Consider the following 19,176-nt stretch of genomic DNA (forward strand, 5'->3'; position numbering starts at 1 on the left):
AACTCGTAACGGACATGGCTCGCTTCGGTTCATGCCCGGGTGTACGTACCGGGACGGGCGATCGTCTCCCGCAGGGCCGTGGTGAGGGGGTGCCGTGGTGCGGTGAGGACCTGCTGGGCGGGTCCCTGTTCGACGAGTTCACCGGCGTCCAGTACGGCGATGCGGTGGGCGGGGGCCGCCGTGTCCAGGTCGTGGGTGATCAGGACGAGGGCGAGGTCGCCGCGGTCGCGGGCCAGGCCGGCGAGCAGGTCGAGGAGGCCGCGGCGGCTCACGGCGTCCAGGCCGGAGGTGATCTCGTCGCACACCAGGACCCGGGGCCGGGCGAGGAGGGCGCGGGCGAGTGCGGCGCGCTGGAGTTCGCCGCCGGAGAGCTCGCCGGGGCGGCGGCGGGTGAGCTCGTCCGGGAGGCCGAGGCGGGCGAGGGTGGCGCGGGCCTCGTCCGTCGCCGTGTCCTCGGCGGTGCCGCGCAGCCGGACGGCGGTGCGGGCGACCTGGGCGAGGACGGGCCGGTGCTCGTCGAAGGAGGCCAGGGCGTCCTGGAACACGTACTGCACGGCGGCGAGTTGCGCCCGGCTGCGGCGGCGCAGGCTGCGCGGCAGTGCGGTGCCGTCGAGCAGGATCTCACCGTCGTGGTCTCGGTGCAGACCGGCCAGGCAGCGGGCGAGGGTGGTCTTGCCGCTGCCGGAGCGGCCGACGACGGCCAGACATGTGCCGGGATGCAGGGCGAGGTGCGGGACGCGCAGGACGGTGGTCCCGGGGTCGTGCACGGCGTTCAGATGCCGTACCTCCAGGACGGGTTGGCCGGGATCGACGGGTGTGTCGGCACGCGGTGCCGGGCGCTGTGCCTCCAGCAGCCGGCGGGTCCAGTCGTGGCGGGGTGCCTTCCACAGCCGCTCCGCGGGGCCCGACTCCACGACCTGGCCGGCGCGCAGGACGAGGACGTCGTCGGCGAGCGCGCGGACGACGTCGAGGTCGTGACTGAGCAGGACGACCGCGATGCCGCGCGCGGCGACCGCCGCCAGCCGGTCGACGACGGCCCTCTTGGTGAGCACGTCCTGGCCGGTGGTGGGCTCGTCGGCGACGATGACCCGGGCGCCGAGGAGGAGGGCCTGAGCGAGGACGACACGCTGCTGCTGGCCACCGGAGAGCTGGTGCGGGTACCGTCGCAACAAGGCCTCTGCGTCGGGGAGTTGTGCCTCCGAAAGGGCTCGCAGAACCAGTCGCCGAGCCGCGCCACGGCGTTCGGGGCGGGGCAGACGGCGCACCTGCGGGCGGGCGATGTCGTCGAGCAGGGCGCTGATGCGACGGGCCGGGTTGAGCACGGTGGCCGGGTGCTGGGGAACGTAGCCCACCGGGCCGTCTCCCGGCCGGCGCACCTCCCCCGTGACGCGGGCACCGGCCGGATACTCCCCCAGCAGCGCCAGCCCGATGGTGGTCTTGCCGCTGCCGGAGGCACCGACCAGGGCGGTCACCCGGCCGGGCAGCACCCGCAGGCGCACTCCGTCGACGATCGCCCGGCCGTCGATCTCCACCCGCAGCTCGCTGATCTCGGCGGCGGGTTCCGCCGGGCCCGTGGCGTGGTTCACGGCCGCCGTCCCTTCCTTCTGGGGCTCTTCTCCAGCGCGGCGTCGAAGAGCAGGTTGGTGCCCGTCGTCAGGGCGACGATCAGCAGCGCGGGGACGACGACCGCCCAGGGCTGCACGAAGAGCCCGGTTCGGTTGCGGTCGACCATGACCGCCCAGTCGGCGGCGTCCGGGGCGACTCCCACACCGAGGAACGCGGCGGTCGACACCAGGTACAGCACACCCGTCAGCCGGATGCCGGCGTCGGCGGCCAGGGTACGCAGGGCCGAGCGGCCGACGTAGCCGAAGGCGACGCGCCACCATGTCTCGCCCTGCATGCGCAGCGCCTCCACGGCGGGCCGGGAGGCGGCCTCGGCCGCGGCGGCGCGGACGATCCGGGCGGCGTCGGGCACGTTCACCAGCGCGACGAGCAGTGCCAGGCCCGTGGCGCCCGGCGAGAACACGGACGCCACCAGCAGGATCAGCAGCAGCGACGGTACGGCGAGCAGCACGTCCAAGGGGCGCATCAGCAGGTCCTCCAGGCGTCGCGCGGGGGTGAGCGCGCCGGCGAGTCCGACCGGCAGCGCGACGAGGTAGGCGAGGGCCGTCGCGGCGAGCGCGGTCAGCACGACCGTGCGGCCGCCGTGCAGCACCTGCCGCCACACGTCGCGACCGACGAAGTCGGTGCCGAGCCAGTGGCCGCCGCCGAGGGTGAAGGAGGCGGAGCGGGGGCCGGGCGCACCGGCGAACAGGGGCCCCAGGAGGGCTAGCAGGACAGGGACGGCGACGATCACGAGGCCGAGAAGGAACCGGCGCGACACCCTCACGCCGCCACGCCCGCCCGGCGCGTCAGCCCTCACGCCGCCACCCCCGCCCGGGGCGTCAGCCGGTACGCCAGAGCGTCCGCGCCCAGGTTCAGTACGACGGTCAGCACGCCGAACACCACCGCCAGCCCCTGCACCACGGGCACGTCCCGCTCGGCGACGGCGTTCAGGAGGACCGTCCCCAGGCCGGGGATCACGAACAGCGCCTCCACGACGATGACCCCGCACAGCAACCAGTCGATGGTGCGGGCGAGTTGCTGGGCGGCAGGAGCGAGGGCGTTGAGGAGCGCGTGGGTGTAGCGGACGCGGGCGCCGGAGACACCGTAGCGGCGGGCATGGGCCGCGTACGGCGAGGCGAGGGCGTCGACCATGCCGGCGCGGACCAGCCGGGACAGGGAACAGACCGGGCGGGACAACAGGACCAGCACGGGAAGCACCAGCACGGCGGGGTGACCGAGCAGGTCCGTGCCGAAGCCGACCGCCGTCGGCGGCAGCCAGGTCAGTTTCAGTGCGAAAACCGTCACCAGCAGCACTCCGAGTGCGAACTCGGGGACGGCGTACACGGCGAGCGTCGCCGAGCTGATCAGCCGGTCGACGAGCCGCCCCTCGTGGCGGGCGGCGAGCACACCGAGCCCGAACCCGAGGGGGACGAGCAGGGCGAGGGTGAGGGCGGCCGGCAGCAGGCTCGGGCCGAAACCGTCGGCGATGTATCCGGTGACCGGGCGGCCGGAGGTCAGGGAGGTGCCGAAGTCGCCATGCAGCATGCCCGTCGCCCAGTCCGCGAGCCGTTCGTGGGCGGGCCGGTCCAGGTCCATGGACGCGCGGATCGCGGCGATGCGGGCGGGGTCGGGCTGGTCGCCCGCGAGGGCGACCGCGGCGTCGCCCGGCAGCGCCTCGGTGAGCGCGAAGACCAGCAGCACGACGGCCACGGTCTGCACGGCACCGAGCACCAGCCGCCGGGCGACGAACGAGCGCAGACCGCTCCGCTTCACGCCAGCCATACCTTGTCGAAGCGGGCCCAGTCGAGGGTGTTGGCGGGGGCCTTGGTCTCCACTCCCCTGACGTTGCGTGCCGTTCCGATGATCCAGTCCGCGAAGCCCCAGATCAGGAAGCCGCCCTCGGTGTACAGGCGGCGCTGCATCCGCGTGTAGACAGCGGCCCGTTCGGTCTTGTCCCGGGTGGACTGGGCCTGCTGGTAGAGGGCGTCGAAGTCCTTGTGGTGCCACTTGGTGGCGTTGGTCGTGGAGTCGGTGAGCAGGCGCTGGGAGATGTGGGCCTCGATGGGCATGGCACCGGAGCGGTAGCAGCACAGGGTGCCGCCGTCGAGGATGTCGCTCCAGTAGGAGTCCTTGCTGCCCGTCTTCACGTCGATGGTGACGCCGGCCTCGGCGGCCTGGTCGCGGAAGATGCTCGCGGCCTCGGTGAACCCCGCGGCGACGGCCGAGGTGTCCAGGGTGACCTTCAGCTTCTCGGCACCGGCCTGCTTGAGCAGGGCCCGGGCGTGGTCGAGGTCCCGCTCGCGCTGCGGCAGTGCGGAGGCGTAGTACTCGTAGCCCTTGCCGAACAGGTCGTTGCCGACCTCGCCCGCACCGGACAGGGCGCCGTCGACGAGTTCCTGCCGGTCGGCGATGAGGAAGAAGGCCTCGCGCACCCGTTTGTCGTCGAAGGGCGGCCGGTCGGTCTTCATGCAGAACGCCTGCATGGCGCTGTTGCGCAGCCGCACGATCTCGATCCGTCCCCCGCCTTCGTGGGCGCGGGCGGTGGTGGGGTTCAGTTCGTGCGCGTACTCGACCTGTCCCGCAAGGAGGGCGTTGACGCGCGCGGACTCCTCGTTGGCGACGACGAACTCGATCTCGTCGAGGTGCGGGGCGCCGTCCCAGTAGTCCTCGTAGCGGCGGAAGACGGCGGAGCGGCCGGGTGTGAAGGAGACGAACCGGAAGGGGCCGGAGCCGATGGGCTTGTCGTCGAAGCCGGTGGCGTGCCGGGGGACGATGTACGCCCCGAACGCGGCGAGAATGTTGGGGAATTCGGCCGTGGGGCGCTTGCAGACGAACTCGACGGTTCGCTCGTCCGCGGCACGGCTGGCGTCGAGGTCGATGGGCTCCAGGGACGCCTTGGCGCGGAAGGCCTTCTCGGGGTCGGCGATACGGCGGTAGCTGTACAGGACGTCCTCGGCGGTGACCGGCTTCCCGTCGTGGAAGGTGGCCTGACGCAGCGTCACCCGCCAGCGCGCCAGGTTCTTGTCGGACTCCCACTTCTCGGCGAGGCGGGGCCGGGCGGAGAGATCCGCGCCGTAGTCGGCGAGCTTGTCAAAGAGGGCCTTGGCGCGGGCGACGTCGGCGAACAGGTTGGCCAGGTGCGGGTCGAGGGTTTCGCTCGCGCCGCCGCCGGCGAAGGCCGCGCGCAGGCGTCCGCCCCGCTTCGGCGGTCCGTCGCCGCTGCCGGTTGCCTTGTCGTCCGTGCCGCCGCAGCCGGTGAGGGCGAGGGCGGCGGCGCCGGTGGTGGCGGCGAGGAAGCCGCGGCGGTGCAGGCCGGAAAGGGGTCTGTCGTACATGCCTGGTCCTTCGTGTCAGGGGGTGTGCAGCCGCGCGACGAGGTGCAGCCGGTCGCCGTCGGTGGCCGTGCCGGGTGAGGTGGCCTCCGGCCAGGGGGGTTCGGTGCGCGGGCCGGGGCCGTCGTGGAGTTCGAGCACCTCGAATCCGTGCGCGGCGAGGAAGTGCCGCAGTTCGTGCGGGAACAGCAGGCGCCAGGCGGAGTGCTGCGTGACGGGCGGGGAGGAGTCGCCGGTGGTCCATACGCGGGTCCGGCGCAGGAGCTGGGCGGCGCGGTCCAGGGTGAGGGTCGTCGTGGACCGGTAGGTGATGCCCTGCCAGGTGAACGCGTCGACGACGGGCCGCTCCAGCAGGTCGGTCCGGCCCAGGAAGTACGCGCCGTTGCGCATCTCCGCGACGAGCAGTCCGCCCGGGGCGAGGGCGTGGCGGCAGGAGGCGAGGAAGCCGTCGAGCTGGTCGTTGGTGTGGCAGTACAGCAGGGAGCTGTCCAGGCAGACGACGGCGTCGAACGCCGACCGGCCGAGGTCGAAGCCGTGCAGGTCGGCCCGGACGTACCGGGGCCCGGGTTGGTGGGCGCGGGCATGGGCGAGCATCGCCTCGGAGAGGTCGGCGCCGGTGACGGTCCGGCCGGCCCGGTGCAGTCCGGCGGCGTCCCGGCCGGTACCGCAGCCCATGTCCAGCACGCGCGCCCCGGCTCCGTGGTGGCGCAGGCGGTCCTCCGTCCAGCGGGCGGCCCGTCGTTCGGCGTCGGGGAAGCGGGCCTCGTACAGCGCGGGGTGGTCGGTGAGCAGGTTGCCGCTCGTCATGCCGTGCTCCTCTCCCCGACCGGGACGGCGGACTGGGGGGCGCTGCGGGCGGGCAGGGCACCCAGCCGGTGCAGCCAGGCCACGCCGAGCGCGGAGAGAAGGCCGCAGAGCGCGCAGCTCACCCAGGGCAGCCATACGGCGTTCCGCGCTCCGCTGTCCATGGCCCAGCCGACGGCGGCGTTGCCGAGAGCGGCGGCGACGCCGGAGACGGCGTAGAAGATCCCGAAGTACGTGCCGGTCAGCTCGGGGCGGCCGAAGCCGGGGATCAGCTCCATGACGAAGGGCTGGGCGACCATGAGGCCGAGGTAGAGCAGCAGGGCGCAGGCCAGGAGTGGCAGCAGGCCGGGGCTGAAGGCCGGCAGCACGAAGGACAGCCCCATCATCGCGAGTCCGCCGGTGATCCAACCAGCCCTGTTGCCAAGGGACTTGAGGGCCCGGGTGATCCTCAGCTGGAGCGCCAGGTTCGCCACCGTACCGACGAGGAAGACGAGGCCGGCCGCCCCGTCCCAGCCGGTGGCCCGCCTCGCTCCGTCCGGCAGCAGCAGATACAGCTGACTCTCGAGGGTGAACAGGCCGACGACGGCGAACGAGAAGGCCAGGAACGCCCGGTTGCCGAGCACCTCCCGCCAGTCCCCGAGGACGCCACCCGCACTCGGCTCGGCCTTGCGCACGGGCAGGACGAGGGCCTGGGCCGCGGTGAGCACCGCGAAGATCCCGGCGGCGGTCAGAGCGGACGTACGGAAGTCGACGAGGAGCAGCACACTGCCCAGCAGCGGCCCGACGAGCGCGCCGGACGTGGCGAACACGTTGAACAGGGCGAACGCCTCGGCCCTGCGCTCCCCCGCCTCCTGCGCGAGATACGCCCGCACGGCCGGGTTGAACAGCGCCCCGGCGACGCCGCTGAGCACGGCGGCGGCGAGCAGCACCGCGAGCCCGTCGCCGAGCGCGAACAGCGCGAACCCGAGGGTGCGCAGGGCGCATCCGGCGATGATGACGCCGCGCGCGCCCAGCCGGTCGGAGGCGGAGCCGCCGATGATGAACAGGCCCTGCTGGCTGAGGTTGCGCACGCCGAGGACGATGCCGACGGCCGCCGCCGACAGGCCGAGGTTCTCGGTGAGGTGGGTGGCGAGGTAGGGGATGAGCAGGTAGAAGCCGGTGTTGACGCCGAACTGGTTGACCAGCAGCAGCCGCACGGCGGGCGGGAAGCGCCGTATCTCATGCCACGTCCTCACGTGCCGCCACCTCCTCGACGCCCAGCCCCGGAGAGCCACTCGCCCGTACGACGCCGTCGCCTCCGCCGATACCGGTCCACGGGTCGTGGGCGAGCAGCAGGTGTCCGTCGAGGTCGGCCCAGCGGGCGCGGCCGGCCAGGTGGACGGCGGGAGCCAGGCCGAGCGTGCTGGCGGTGAGGCAGCCCAGCATGAGTGCGGTGCCGCTGCCCTCGATCGACTCGGCGATGCGCAGGGCGGTGTGCACGCCGCCGCACTTGGCGAGCTTGACGTTGACGCCCTGGACGCGTCCGGCGAGGCGGCGGACATCGTCCAGGTCCACGGCGTCCTCGTCGGCGATGACGGGCAGCGGTGCGCGTTCCGCGAGGGCGCCCAGGGCGTCCGGGTCGCCGGGGGCGACGGGCTGCTCCACGGCTTCCACCCCGAGGTCGGCGAAACGCGGCAGCAGGGCGGCCGCCTGCGCCATGGACCAGGCGCCGTTGGGGTCGAGGAGCAGCCGGGCCCGGGGGGCGGCGCGGCGGACGGAGCGGACCCGTTCGATGTCGTCCTGAGGGTCGGGGGCGCCGGCTTTGACCTTGATGATCTCGAAGCCGCTCGCGGCGAGACGGCGTGCTTGCGCCGCCGCCCGGCCGGGGGTCGTGATGCCGATGGTGCGTGCGGTGGCCGCGACGGGCGGTTCGGCGGCTCCGAGGAGGCGGTGCACGGGGACGCCCGCCCGCTTGCCGGCCAGGTCGAGCAGCGCCGACTCGACGGCGGCGGTCACGGCGGCCGGCACGTCCACGCCGGGCCACTCCCCCGCTCGCAGGGCCTCCAGGGCGCTCTCCGGATCGGCGAAGCGGCCGGGGTCCGCCGCGGTGAGGAGTCGTATCAGCCGGTCGGTGCCGAGTCCGTAGTAGACGCTGGTGACGGCCTCGCCGTGGCCGCGCAGTCCGTCGTGCTCGACGGTCAGCCAGACGGCGTCGCGTGCGGCCATGACGGAACGGGAGATGCGCAGGGGTTCGGCGAGTTCGAGGCGCACGGTGCGCAGACGGGACTTCACGGGCGCTCGTTCCGGAGGGCGGGGGCGGCGAGCGGGTCGGTGACCCTGGTGCAGCGGACCCAGCCGGCGGCCTCGGCCGCGTACGGGTGCGGGATCTCGACGGGCCGGGTGGCCGCGGTCGACGGCTCGAGGCCGTGGGCGGTGGTGAAGTCGTCGTCGTAGACCGTGCCGAGGTAACGGTGCGGGCCGTCGGGGAAGACGGTGGCGACGACCGCCCCGGGGTGGACGCGGGCCGCCCAGGCGGCGACCCGGGCCGCGGCTCCCGTGCTCCAGCCGCCGCTGACGAAGGCGCCCCGCGCCAGCCGCCGGCAGCTGTCGACGGCCTCGGCGGGGCCGACCCAGTGGACCTCGTCGAAGGCGTCGTAGGCGACGTTGCGCGGGTGGATGCTGCTGCCCAGGCCGCGCATCAGCCGGGGCCTGGCGGGCTGGCCGAAGATGGTGGAGCCGGTGGCGTCGACGCCGATGAGCCGCAGGGCGGGCCAGTGCCGGCGCAGGGGGCCGATGATGCCGGCGCTGTGCCCGCCTGTGCCGACGCTGCACACCAGGATGTCGAGGTGGTCGAGCTGCACGGCGAGTTCGGCGGCCAGGGAGGCGTAGCCGGCGGTGTTGTCGGGGTTGTTGTACTGGTCGGGCCAGTAGGCGCCGGGCAGTTCGGCGAGCAGGCCGCGCAGCAGGGCGAGGCGGGCGGCCTGCCAGCCGCCCCGCTCCGCCGGACGGTCGGCGATCTCCAGCCGCACCCCGTGCGAGAGCAGCAACTGCCGCATGGACGGTTCCAGTTCACGGTCGCCGACCAGCACGATGGGATGGCCGAGTGCCTGTCCGGCGAAGGCCAGGCCGATGCCGAGCGTGCCGGAGGTGGATTCCACGACCGGTGCGCCGGGCAGCAGTTCGCCGCGGTCACGCGCGCCCAGCAGCATGGACACGGCGGCCCGGGCCTTCATCCCGCCCACCGCGAGCCCTTCGAGCTTGGCCCAGAAACCGGGGTGCGGGCCCGGCAGGCCGGCGGCGATCCGGGCCAGCGGGGTTCTGCCGACCAGGGACAGCAGCTCGCGGCGGGCGTCGGGCAGGACGGCGGTCGTGGTCATCGCCGGCCTCCCGGACGGGAACCGTCGTAGCGGTGGAGGACACCGGGGCCGCCGTCCAGCCAGAAGAACGGGTACGGCTCCGCGCACACCGCGGTGACGCCCTGCCCGAGGAGGCGGGGCAGCACGGCGCTCCCGGTCTGGGCGAACATCACCAGCTGCTTGCCGTGGGCGAGCGCGTGCCGCCGCAGCGGTTCGAAGGTTCCGTTGCCCAGGGTCATGCCGGAGACGAGCAGGGCGTCACACCGCCCCGCTGCGGCGAGCGCGTCCGTGACGACCGGCTCGCCCCACTCGGTGCGGTCGCCCTTGAGGTCGCAGGGTACGTAGCGCAGTTGGCGCGAACGCAGCGCTTCCAGCAGGGAGTTGACCACCCCGACCACGAGGACGGTGGCGCCCGGCGGCAGGTCCAGCAGATCTGCGACGGCGTTCGCCCGGGCCCGGGACTTCTCCAGCGACGACCCGCCCGGCAGCGCGACCGGCGTGGCCCCGTGCTCCGGGGTGTGCGGCGAGACGTGCATCAGGTAGGCGTCGAGGGCCGCCACCCGTACCGGCGGCAGCGGGTGCTCCAGCAGCCCGGCCACGTCCGCGCCCACGCACTCCTCGACGGCGCTGTCCGGCAGTGTCCCGGGCTCGACCGCGCAGGAGCCGACGGCTGCGGCCAGGCGCAGGCTGAGGACCTCGTTGCGGTAGCCGGTGCCGCGCCCGTCGTGCCGGACGGCCTGGCGGGTGGTGAAGGCGACGGCGATGCGCAGGGTGCCCGGGTCGGGCCCGAAGGCCCCGGCGCGCACCAGGCCCACCAGGTCCTCGTACGTCCGGCAGGTGCCGGTGAGGGCGGTGGTCACCGGATCACCAGCCCGGCCCGCAGTCCGTCCAGCAGGGTCTCGACGCGGGCGCGGGCCCCGAGCCCGTCGGGGTCGCCGGCCATGACGTGGCCCAGGTACTCGTTGTTGCTGCCCGCGGCCTTCACCGTCCGTCCCGGCTCGGCAAGTTGCACTTCCAGAACCCCGGGCAGGTCTTCGGTCCCGCGGCCGTCGAGTGCTTCGAGGGTGCCCGACGATCCCGGCACCAGGAAGCCGATGGCGGCACTGCGCAGCCCGGTGTCCGTGTGCCGCAGGTCGGGCGCGCGGCCCAGGGCGACGTCCACGCAGGCGGCGGCGAGGTCGATTCCGGTGACGTGCCGCACCAGTTCGGTGATGCGGTTCCCGGCCGGCCGGGGGTTGACCTCGACCACGCGTGGTCCGGCGGAGGTCAGTTTGATCTCCGTGTGCGCCACGACCCCGTCGGTCAGCCCGAGGGCCTTGAGCGCGGCCAGGGCGGTCTGCTCGGCGGCCTCGGCGTCGGCGGAGGTGAGGGCGGCCGGGAACATGTGCCCGGTCTCGACGAAGGCGGGTGCCCCGGCGACGCTCTTGTCGGTCACGCCCACCACATGGACCGCGCCGGCGTACGACACCGTCTCGACACTCACCTCGGGCCCGTCCAGCAGCTCTTCCAGCAGCACCACGGGGGTGCGCCGCTGGCCGCGGGCGTTGAGAGGGAAGTCGGCCAACTCGCGGCAGGCGGCGGACAGTCCGGCCTCGTCGTCCACCCGGCGCACGTACATGCCCGCGCACAGGTCGACCGGCTTGACGACCAGCGGATATCCGATGCCGTGTGCGGCCCGGGCGATGTCGGCCCACTCCTCCTCCACGGCGAAGCGCGGTCCGGGCACCCCGGCGTCCTCCAGGACGTGGCGGGTGGCGTCCTTGCGGCAGGCGTCGCCGACCGCCTCGGCCCCCGGGCCGGGCAGGCCCAGCCGCTCCGCGATCCGCGCCACGGCGGGCAGGTAGTAGTCGCAGGAGGTGATGACCCCGTCGAAGCCGAGCACGCCGTGCAGCCGCTCGGCCTCCGGGAGCAGCGCCTCGATGTCGTTGGTGTCGGCCGTGATGATGTGGCGGGCCCCGAGCAGCGGATGGGCCGTCCCCTCCGGTGCCGAGCGCAGGTAGTGGTGCAGATCGCGGGTGAGGAGCGTGAACGCGTGCCCGTTCTCCCGGATCGCCCTCGGCAGCAGTCGGCTCATGGACCCGACCCAGCTCTCGACCACCAACAGATGAGCCACGACTCCCCTTTCTTCACGATGAGTTCGAGGCATGCGGGCAGCCCGGCGGGGCCTCGGCGAGGAGGGCGCGGGATACCGTCGGAGACGCTACCGATAATCATTTTCATTGTCATCTGATCGAGCGAAAGATCTTCCCGAGAACCCGCGAATCCCGCCCCGGCGGCCGAGGCGCCCTCACCTCTCCGCTTCACCGCCCGCCGAACGCGTCGAGGGCGAGGGGCTTCCACAGCCCCTCGCCCTCGTCACGACCCTCCGCCGCTCAGGTCTCCTTCCACACCAGCACGGTCAGTACGGCGCTGACGACGGTGACCGGTACGGCGCCCTGGTTCAGCAGCCGCACCCGCATGCTCCGGCCCGACGCGACCCGCTTCGTGACGGGCACGACCACGAAGGTGCCGCCGCCCGTCCCGACGATCTCGTGGATCGGGTGGTCCACGCGCTGCTCGTCGTCCTCGTACTCCGTCATGCGCGCCTGGACGACGGCGCCCGCCGGCAGTCCGTCGATGTGCAGGCTGAGGGTTCCGCCGAAGCGGGCCGGGCCGCGGGCGAAGACGCTTCCCCCGGTGGCGTGGTCGCCGGTCTCGTCGGTCCATTCCGCGGTGAACTCGACCGAGTCCCACGCGCCGGGCGCGAGGTCGTACGGCTCGGCGGCACCGAGGTTGACGTACTGGGGCATGGGGTCCTCTCCTTCCCACCGGCCCGCCGGGAGGGCCAGGGCATCGGCGACGTCGCGGCGGAAGCCGGCCATGTCGAATCCGCGCGGGTCGACCTTCCAGTCGCTCCATTCCAGGTGGCCGATGGCGCTCTTGGAGCCCCAGCCGTGCGCGCGGCAGACCGCGGCGGTCGCCTTGACCATCGCGAGGTACTGGGCGGGCGGCCACGGATCCCTGCCGTCGCCCTTGTTCTCGCACTCCCAGCCGTAGAAGCGGGCGTTGCCGTCGACCGAGCCCGCCGAGCCGTCGTGCTCGTGCGTCGGGGGCGGATACGTTCCGTACGACTCGCCGATGACGGCGTCGAGGACGTCGCCGTCCCCGCCGCCGGCGTGGTTGGCCCGGCCGTTGCCGGTGAGGTGGACGACGCCGTCCTTGGTGATGCACCCGGTGGCGAGCGGACCGGGCAGAGCACTGTGGCCGTGGAAGATCAGCCCGACGACGTCCGTGCCGGGGCCGGTGACGGTGTGATGGACCACCACGCCGTGCACGGGGCCCCAAGGTCCTTTGTGGTTGCGGTTGTTGGTGCGCCAGCCGGCGACTTCGTGAACGGTGCAGCCCTCGGCCTTCAACGCGGCGACGAGCCGGGCGGCGGTGAGCGGGGTGGCCATGAGTCAGTCCTCCGTTCCGGCGCGTGCGTGCCGGTCTGAAGACGGTCGATCACATGTGGGGAGCGGCCTGGTCCCGAAGAGTGGCTGATCTCGGGGCATGCTGAATTTCGCAGCGTGCCTGATCCTGCACTGCAGTTGTCAGGCCCCTATCATTCTTCCGCCGTTCGACCCGCCGCTCACCTCGCCGTACGCCCCGCACCGAAAACGGCGCGATTACGACGTCCCGGTACCGGATTCCGACCGTCCGCGAGCCGGGGCAGGGCCTGTCAGAGCGGGTCCGTGGCGGGTTCGGCGCGGTAGGGGTCCAGTGCCGCGGCGCGTTCGTGGTAGGGGATGCGGGAGAGCCGGGACACCATCGTCCACATGTCGCGTTCCGCGGCGAGGGTCTGCGGGAGGGCGAGGCCGAGAGAGGCCGCGAGGGGTCTGCGGCCGGTGTTGACCAGGGCGCGGACGGCCGCCGCCCACTCGTCGGTGGCGGTGACCGCCGACCGGTACCAGACGGGAACGAGCCCGGTGAGGACGACGAGGGCGCTCACCAGGGCGAGACGGTCCGGCCGGTCCCCGGCCGCCAGCGCGAGAGCCGCCGCCAGGGCGACGGCGACGTGGCCGGACAGCAGGGCCACGAAGAAGTCGACGCTGGCGCGGGCCAGTTCGCTCTGGCGGCGGATCTGGTCCGGGACGCAGCCGGTGAGTTCGTTCCACAGCAATTGGGTGTCGAGGCGGTAGCGGTCCCAGCCGTACTCCTCGAAGCGGCGGATGGCGTTCCCGAGCCGGGTCGGGGCGATCTGGTCGTCGGCGATCGGGAACCGGGCGAACCGCTCGCGCAGCAGCCCGCGCTGCACAGCGGTGCGGCGCCGGTCCCGCCTGGCGGCCCGGGCGAGCCGCGGGTCGGCCAGCAGCCGGGCGAGCTCCTGCGCGTCCCCGGGCCCCAGCGTTCCCTGATCGGCCGCGCGGCGTTCCAGACGGAGCACGGTCAGCCGGTCCGCGAGGAACGCCCTGGTCCGACGGCTGCGGCGGCAGCCCGCTTCGAAGGCCCGGGCCGGCCACAGCAGGTACCCCTCCAGGACCCGGTAGAGCGCGTTCTGGCAGGCGTTGGCGACGAGGCCGAGCAGCAGCGCCCCGGTCAGCAGGGTGAGGCCGGTGCCGGGTGCGTTCGCGCCGCGCAGCCGTTCGAACGGGCCGAGGCCGCGAAGGCTCGGGGCGACGGCGAGCAGGAAGACGGCCAGGTTCAGCGCGGTGGGCAGGATCCAGCCCACGAGCAGGGTCCAGGCCCCGCCCAGCACCCCCTTGGCGATGTCACCCATCGGCGGGGTCGGGCCATTCGTCGTCGTCGGAGCCGGTGCTGGGTCCGGGTGGGGTGTGGCCGGCCGGGGTTCCGTACCCGCCGGGGCGTGCGTGACCGGCGGGCCAGGTCCGCTTCGGCTTCTCGGCGGGGCGCAGCGTGCGCAGGCCGTCCTCCACCCGGTCGAGGGCCAGGGCGAGAGCGGCACCGGAGGCCAGGGCCCGGACCGGCTCGGCTGCCGCGAGACGGTCCCGGAGCAGGGCGACGAGGTCGAGCGTGACGTGACCGGTCCGGGAGATCTCGTCCACGGCCGCGTCGCACTGGTCTCTCAACGCGATGAGCTCATCCGAGTCCCGCAGCAGTGTGAGGTCGGACCGCACCTTTGTGAGCACGTCGAGGAGTGCGCCGGCGGCCTCGTCCGTGCGCGGAGCGGGTATGGGCTGCCACGCGCCACCACCGATCGTGATGTGCGCGGACTCATCGGTGTGACCCGTGGACGTGCTCTCCGGCCGCTCCCCCTCTGCTGCCATCGACTCTCCTCCGTTCGCTGCCTCGCTCGGCCGGTTCGGTGATCCAACCGCATCCCGGGAGGGCTGGGCAATGTGGGGGGTGCGTCATCAGCGCGATTCCGGGACGCCGGAGGTTCGGGCATGGGAAGGGGCCGGTTCCGGCGGTGAGGCCGGGACCGGCCCTTCGTCAAGGGGTGAAGCGCTACCGGACCCGCTGCCTACCGGCTGGGGCGGCGGTACGCCTTCACGACGCTTGCGTAGCTGTTCCTGGCGTGGCCCTGGGCGATGACCCCCTCCATCAGCGACTCGGAGTACTTGGGCAGTTCGGTGTCGACGCCGAGGGCCTCGGACTCCTCGACGAGGTGCTTGAGCGCGCCGAGGTGCGTCTCCAGGGTGGCGTCGTTGGCCGGGTACTTCTCGTCGCCGGCGTCGATCTGCGCGGCGTAGTCGGCCGTGAACATCTTGATGGCGTCGAGCCACATGTGGGCCCAGGGCAGGAACTCCTGCGCTTTGACGCCGCCGGTCTCCACGATGGCCACGCCGTGCAGGAAGCTGTTGAGGGCCCCCCACATCAGACCGAGCAGCGACACGTCGAACAGGGCGGGCTTGCCGTGGTCGGTACCGAGGTAGGTGGTGCCGCCGCCGAGGAGCTTCAGCACGGGCTCGTGGGCGTCGAAGACGGCCTGGTCACCCGCGTAGAAGAGGACGGAGGTCTCGGCGCCGATGCCGGGCGGGGTGATCATGATGGCGCCGTCGAGGTACTGCGCGCCGTTCTTCTCCGCCCACGCGGCGGTCCGGCGGGCCTGCTCGGAGGAGCCCGTGGTCAGATTGACGACGGTCCTGCCGCGCACGGCGTCGCCGAGCGAGCCGATGACGTCGTGCACCACGTCGTACGTCGAGACGCACACGACCACCAGGTCGCTCGCGGCGACGGCGTCGGCGGGGGTCGCGGCGAGGACCGCGCCGTCCTCGACGAGGCCGTCGGCCTTGTCCGCCGAACGGTTCCACACGGTGGTGGCGTGACCCGCCTTCAGGAAGGCGGCGGCCAGGGCCTGCCCCATCAGGCCGAGGCCGAGCACCGACACCGAGGTGTGGTTGTCACCCATGAATCAGTTCCTCCAGGTACGAAGTGGGTGTGCTGAGCGAACCGGCACGCTGAGCGCGCCGGTGAGAGAGCGGTCCGGGGCGTCGTCTCAGAGAAAGACGGTGCCGGGCTCCGGGCCGGCCAGGGCGCGGCCCCGAGGCGCGAGACCGACGTCGATGTCGGCCGGCGCGTGCAGCGAGAAGCCCTGGACGTCGCGGTGGCAGCGCTGCGGGTGGACGTCGCGCGTTTTGCCCGCGAGGGGCCCGAACCGGCCCTTCCTGAGACTGCCGATGATGATGACCGGCCGCAGTCGTTCCTTCCCGGCCACCTGCCCCCGCCTCCCGCGCCGACGCCGAACCGCTTCTCCTCCAGGAACCCTGGCGTCTGCCCCTTCGGATCTGCTTCGGACGACTTCGGAAACGCTGCGGGAAAGCCCGAAGGGACGGTGGCGGAGCCCTTTCGCCGCACGTCGGCGCCGGTCGTCGGCCGGTTACGCTGAGATCATGGAATTCGGGGTGCTGGGGCCGCTGGAGGTGCGCACGGACGAGGGTCGTCTCGTGCGGGTCCCCGAAGTCAAGGTGCGCATGCTCCTCGCCGATCTGCTCGCCCACCACGGGCAGGTCGTCCCGGCGGCGCGGCTCATCGAGGACCTGTGGGGCGGCTCGACCTTCACGGCCCGGCCGACGGCGTCGCTCCAGGCCAAAGTCTCCCAGCTGCGGCGCGCGTTGGAGGACGCGGAGGCGGGGAGCCGGGAACTGATCGCGCACCGGCCGCCCGGATACGCCCTGGGCATCCCGGCCGGTGCGCTCGACGCCGGACGGTTCCGCGAACTGGTCGCCCGGGCCAGGTCCGGCGCGGACCCCGTGACGCGGGCGGCGCTGTACACCGAGGCGCTGGCCCTGTGGCGCGGCCCCGCGTTCGCCGAGTTCACGGACCAGCCGTCGGTACGGCCGACGGCGGCGAGCCTGGAGGAGGAGCGCCTGACGGCCGTGGAGGAACACACCGCGGTGCGGCTGGAGTTGGGTGAACACAGCCTGCTGGTCGGCGAGTTGACAGAGCTGGTCGAGCAGCATCCGCTGCGCGAGGGCCTGCGGGGTGCGCTGATGTGGGCGCTGTACCGGGCGGGACGCTCCTCCGATGCCCTCGACTGCTTCAACGACCTGCGTCGCCGGCTCGACGAGGAGCTGGGGCTGACACCGGGACCGTCCCTGGAGGCGCTGCAGCAGGCGATCCTGCGCCATGACCCGGTTCTGGCCCGGCCGGAGCCGCCCGCGCCGTCCCATGCGGTGATGCGGGCGGGCCCGGCGCCGACAGGTTCGGCCACACCCCTGGTGGGCCGCGAGCAGGACGTCCCGGCGATCCGGGCCCTGCTCTTACAGCGCCGCCTGGTGACGCTCACCGGCCCGGGAGGGGTCGGCAAGACGCGTCTGGCCCAGGCCGCCGCGGAGAATCTGGCGGGCGCGTTCGGCGAGGGCATCCGGCTGGTGGAGCTCGCGGACGCCGGGGGCCTGGAGCGGTTCGCCGGCGCGGAGGCGCTGGCCGAACAGGTGATGGCGGCGCTGGGCATCCGGGAGAACGCCTCCGACGACGCCGAGGGCCCGGCGGACCGGCTGGCGAACGCGCTGGCCGGGCGGCGGCTGCTGCTCGTGCTGGACAACTGCGAACACGTCGTGGAGGCCGTCGCGCACCTGACCGGCCTGCTGCTCAGCCGGGCCCCGCACCTGCACATCCTGACGACCAGCCAGGAACCCCTGCGGACCCGTGACGAGACGGTGTACCCGGTGGCGCCGCTGTCGCTCCCCCCGGAGAACGACCCGGATCTCGACGCCCTGACGAGCGCGGGGGCCGTACGTCTCTTCGTGGACAGGACCAGGGCGACGGACCCGGACTTCGTGCTGGACGCCACCACCGCCCCGCTCGTCGCGGATGTCTGCCGACGCCTCGACGGCATCCCGCTCGCCCTGGAACTGGCCGCCACACGCGTGCGGTCGCTGGGCATCGCGGAGCTGCACGACCGGCTCGACGACCGCTTCGAGGTACTCAACAGCGGTTACCGTGACGCCCCTTCGCGCCACCGGACGCTGCAGGCCACGCTCGACTGGAGCTGGAGCCTGCTCGACGACCGGGAACGGACCGTGCTGCGCAGGCTGTCGGTGTTCGGCGAGGGGTGCGGGCTGCGGGCCGCCGAGGACGTGTGCTCCGGCGGCGGCGTGTCCCCCGCCGACGTCCTCGACGCGCTGAGCCTGCTCGTGGAGCGCTCCCTGGCCGTCCGCACGGAAGGGCCGCGGGGTCCGCGCTACCGGCTGCTGGAGTCGGTCGCGGTCTACGCGCGTGACAGGCTCGCCGAGTCCGGTGAGCACGCCGAGACCGCCGCCCGGCACCTGCGCCACTGCGTCCGCCTCGCCGAGCGGGCCCGGCCGCGTCTGCACGAGCGGGAGCAGTCCCGCTGGCTGCGGTACCTGGACCTGGAGGCGGCGAACGTGCAACGCGCGCTGGCCGAGGCCGACCGGTCAGGGGCCGCGCAGGAGGCGCTGCGCCTGGTCAACTCGCTGACCTGGTACTGGTACGTCCGAGGTCGGCTGGGCGAGGCCCGCAGGGCGCTGGCGACGGCCCTGGACACGCCGGGCGAGGCCGCGCCCGCGGAGCGCCTGGAGGCGGAGTTCTGGTACACGGGCATCCGTCTGCTGCTCGGCGAGCACGACGGGGAGTGCGACGCCCCGCAGGAGTACCCGCCGGAGTCGACCCTGGAGTCGACCAGGGCCCAGTGGTTCCTGGCGCACGCCCAGTGGACGGTGGGGGCGCTGGCCGAGGGGGAACAGCGGGTCGAGCGGGTCCTGGTCCGCTTCCGCACCCTGCGTGACGCGTGGGGCACCGCCGCCGCCCTGACCACGCGCGCGTGCTTCGCCCTGGCCCGCGGCGACCTCGAGACGCTGCGCGGCGACGCCGAGGAGGCCCGCGCCCACTTCGCGGAGCTGGGCGACCTGTGGGGCCGGCTGAAGACGACCGACGTGCTCGGCAGGCTCGCCGAGATCAACGGCGACTACGACCTGGCGGACCGCCTGCACCGGGAGAGCCTGCGGATCGCCCAGGCCCTGGAGACCTGGCCGGAGATGTCCGCGAAGCTGTCGGGACTCGGCCGGATCGCCCTGCTCACCCAGCGCTACGACGAGGCGGACGAGCTGCACACGCGCGCGCTGCGGATCGCGGTCGGGCAGGGCAACCGGCCGGCCGAGCAGTTCGCCGCGCTGGGCCTCGCGCTCAGCGCGCGCCGCCAGGGCCGGCTGGACGCCGCCGAGGAGAGGCTGCGGCCCTGGCTCGCCTGGAACCGCCGCCGCGGGGACGCCCCCGGTCTCGCGCTGGTCCTGGCCGAACTGGGCTTCATCGCCGAGCAGCGCGGCGACGCCGACCGCGCCCTGGCCTGTCACCGGGACGGCCTCGCGGCCGCCGCGACGACCAAGGACCCCCGCTCGATCGCCCTGGCCCTCGAGGGCCTGGCGGGCGCGTACTCCCTGTCCGGGGCGACGCGACGGGCGGCCCGCCTCATCGGGACGGCAGCGGCGACCCGCGAACGGGCCGGCGCCCCGCACCCTCCGGCGGAGCGGGGGGACGTGGAGCGCATCGCGGCCCGGCTGCGCGCCGCGCTGGACGAGGAGACATACGCGAGCGAGTTCACCGAGGGGACCCGGCGCGGCCATGAGGCGGAGGTCCTGGCGGAGGGACACCCGCCGACACCGTGAGCCGGCAGCCCTCCGCCGCCGCCTCCCCCGGGCAGCTCGTGATCGTCGCGGATG

Annotated in this window: 16 protein-coding genes; 1 reads left to right on the forward strand and 15 read right to left on the reverse strand. The window is 73.6% G+C overall.

Features of this window, described 5'->3' with window-relative positions:
- Nucleotides 1-29: 29 nt before the first annotated feature.
- The 15 genes from ADK65_RS01585 to ADK65_RS38735 form a co-directional block, all read right to left on the reverse strand.
- Complete coding sequence (locus ADK65_RS01585) at nt 30-1,586, reverse strand: ABC transporter ATP-binding protein (RefSeq protein ID WP_053667928.1); 1,557 nt, start codon at nt 1,584-1,586, stop codon at nt 30-32.
- On the reverse strand, nt 1,583-2,422 hold the full coding sequence (locus ADK65_RS01590) for an ABC transporter permease (protein ID WP_078955751.1): 840 nt from the start codon (nt 2,420-2,422) through the stop codon (nt 1,583-1,585). Before ADK65_RS01590 ends, ADK65_RS01585 begins: the two co-directional genes overlap by 4 nt.
- Nucleotides 2,419-3,378 (reverse strand): ABC transporter permease, encoded by a 960-nt coding sequence (locus ADK65_RS01595; protein WP_234352764.1) that lies wholly within the window; start codon nt 3,376-3,378, stop codon nt 2,419-2,421. The genes ADK65_RS01590 and ADK65_RS01595 overlap by 4 nt, the downstream gene beginning before the upstream one ends.
- Nucleotides 3,375-4,940: an ABC transporter substrate-binding protein gene (locus tag ADK65_RS01600; protein WP_053667931.1), complete on the reverse strand. Its 1,566-nt coding sequence runs from the start codon at nt 4,938-4,940 to the stop codon at nt 3,375-3,377. Before ADK65_RS01600 ends, ADK65_RS01595 begins: the two co-directional genes overlap by 4 nt.
- A gap of 15 nt (nt 4,941-4,955) precedes the next feature.
- Nucleotides 4,956-5,744, reverse strand: a complete 789-nt coding sequence (locus ADK65_RS01605) for a class I SAM-dependent methyltransferase (RefSeq protein WP_053667932.1) — start codon at nt 5,742-5,744, stop codon at nt 4,956-4,958.
- A complete protein-coding gene (locus ADK65_RS01610; protein WP_053667933.1) occupies nt 5,741-6,976 on the reverse strand; it encodes an MFS transporter in 1,236 nt (411 codons plus the stop codon). Before ADK65_RS01610 ends, ADK65_RS01605 begins: the two co-directional genes overlap by 4 nt.
- Nucleotides 6,960-8,012, reverse strand: coding sequence for a mandelate racemase/muconate lactonizing enzyme family protein (locus ADK65_RS01615; protein WP_053667934.1), 1,053 nt, complete (start codon nt 8,010-8,012; stop codon nt 6,960-6,962). Before ADK65_RS01615 ends, ADK65_RS01610 begins: the two co-directional genes overlap by 17 nt.
- Nucleotides 8,009-9,097: a PLP-dependent cysteine synthase family protein gene (locus ADK65_RS01620; RefSeq protein WP_053667935.1), complete on the reverse strand. Its 1,089-nt coding sequence runs from the start codon at nt 9,095-9,097 to the stop codon at nt 8,009-8,011. The genes ADK65_RS01615 and ADK65_RS01620 overlap by 4 nt, the downstream gene beginning before the upstream one ends.
- Nucleotides 9,094-9,936, reverse strand: a complete 843-nt coding sequence (locus tag ADK65_RS01625) for a Rossmann-like domain-containing protein (RefSeq protein ID WP_053667936.1) — start codon at nt 9,934-9,936, stop codon at nt 9,094-9,096. The genes ADK65_RS01620 and ADK65_RS01625 overlap by 4 nt, the downstream gene beginning before the upstream one ends.
- The gene (locus ADK65_RS01630) at nt 9,933-11,189 is read right to left on the reverse strand and encodes an ATP-grasp domain-containing protein (RefSeq protein WP_199825549.1); all 1,257 of its coding nucleotides are present in this window, start codon (nt 11,187-11,189) and stop codon (nt 9,933-9,935) included. Before ADK65_RS01630 ends, ADK65_RS01625 begins: the two co-directional genes overlap by 4 nt.
- Nucleotides 11,190-11,448: 259 nt before the next feature.
- Entirely contained in the window at nt 11,449-12,510 is a 1,062-nt protein-coding gene (locus tag ADK65_RS01635; RefSeq protein ID WP_053667938.1) for an N-acetylmuramoyl-L-alanine amidase, read from the reverse strand.
- Between the two features lie 266 nt (nt 12,511-12,776).
- Nucleotides 12,777-13,814: a hypothetical protein gene (locus ADK65_RS01640; RefSeq protein WP_053667939.1), complete on the reverse strand. Its 1,038-nt coding sequence runs from the start codon at nt 13,812-13,814 to the stop codon at nt 12,777-12,779.
- Nucleotides 13,807-14,322 carry a hypothetical protein gene (locus tag ADK65_RS01645; RefSeq protein WP_053667940.1) on the reverse strand — a complete coding sequence of 172 codons (516 nt, stop codon included), beginning with the start codon at nt 14,320-14,322 and terminating at the stop codon, nt 13,807-13,809. The genes ADK65_RS01640 and ADK65_RS01645 overlap by 8 nt, the downstream gene beginning before the upstream one ends.
- A 197-nt stretch (nt 14,323-14,519) precedes the next feature.
- Complete coding sequence (locus ADK65_RS01650; RefSeq protein WP_053667941.1) at nt 14,520-15,407, reverse strand: NAD(P)-dependent oxidoreductase; 888 nt, start codon at nt 15,405-15,407, stop codon at nt 14,520-14,522.
- Between the two features lie 87 nt (nt 15,408-15,494).
- The gene (locus tag ADK65_RS38735) at nt 15,495-15,713 is read right to left on the reverse strand and encodes a hypothetical protein (RefSeq protein ID WP_053667942.1); all 219 of its coding nucleotides are present in this window, start codon (nt 15,711-15,713) and stop codon (nt 15,495-15,497) included.
- Between the two features lie 175 nt (nt 15,714-15,888).
- Between ADK65_RS38735 and ADK65_RS01660 the strand changes: the two genes are divergently transcribed.
- Complete coding sequence (locus ADK65_RS01660; protein ID WP_053667943.1) at nt 15,889-19,122, forward strand: BTAD domain-containing putative transcriptional regulator; 3,234 nt, start codon at nt 15,889-15,891, stop codon at nt 19,120-19,122.
- Nucleotides 19,123-19,176: the final 54 nt, after the last annotated feature.

Origin of the sequence: Streptomyces sp. NRRL B-1140 (assembly GCF_001280065.1) — a bacterium.
Taxonomy (GTDB): Bacteria; Actinomycetota; Actinomycetes; order Streptomycetales; family Streptomycetaceae; genus Streptomyces.

Coding starts and splice junctions, on each gene's coding strand:
- ADK65_RS01620 (WP_053667935.1), bottom strand. CDS start 9,097: ATGACCACGACCGCCGTCCTGCCCGACGCCCGCCGCGAGCTGCTGTCC.
- ADK65_RS01635 (WP_053667938.1), bottom strand. CDS start 12,510: ATGGCCACCCCGCTCACCGCCGCCCGGCTCGTCGCCGCGTTGAAGGCC.
- ADK65_RS01645 (WP_053667940.1), bottom strand. CDS start 14,322: ATGGCAGCAGAGGGGGAGCGGCCGGAGAGCACGTCCACGGGTCACACC.
- ADK65_RS01640 (WP_053667939.1), bottom strand. CDS start 13,814: ATGGGTGACATCGCCAAGGGGGTGCTGGGCGGGGCCTGGACCCTGCTC.
- ADK65_RS01650 (WP_053667941.1), bottom strand. CDS start 15,407: ATGGGTGACAACCACACCTCGGTGTCGGTGCTCGGCCTCGGCCTGATG.
- ADK65_RS01605 (WP_053667932.1), bottom strand. CDS start 5,744: ATGACGAGCGGCAACCTGCTCACCGACCACCCCGCGCTGTACGAGGCC.
- ADK65_RS01660 (WP_053667943.1), top strand. CDS start 15,889: ATGGAATTCGGGGTGCTGGGGCCGCTGGAGGTGCGCACGGACGAGGGT.
- ADK65_RS01600 (WP_053667931.1), bottom strand. CDS start 4,940: ATGTACGACAGACCCCTTTCCGGCCTGCACCGCCGCGGCTTCCTCGCC.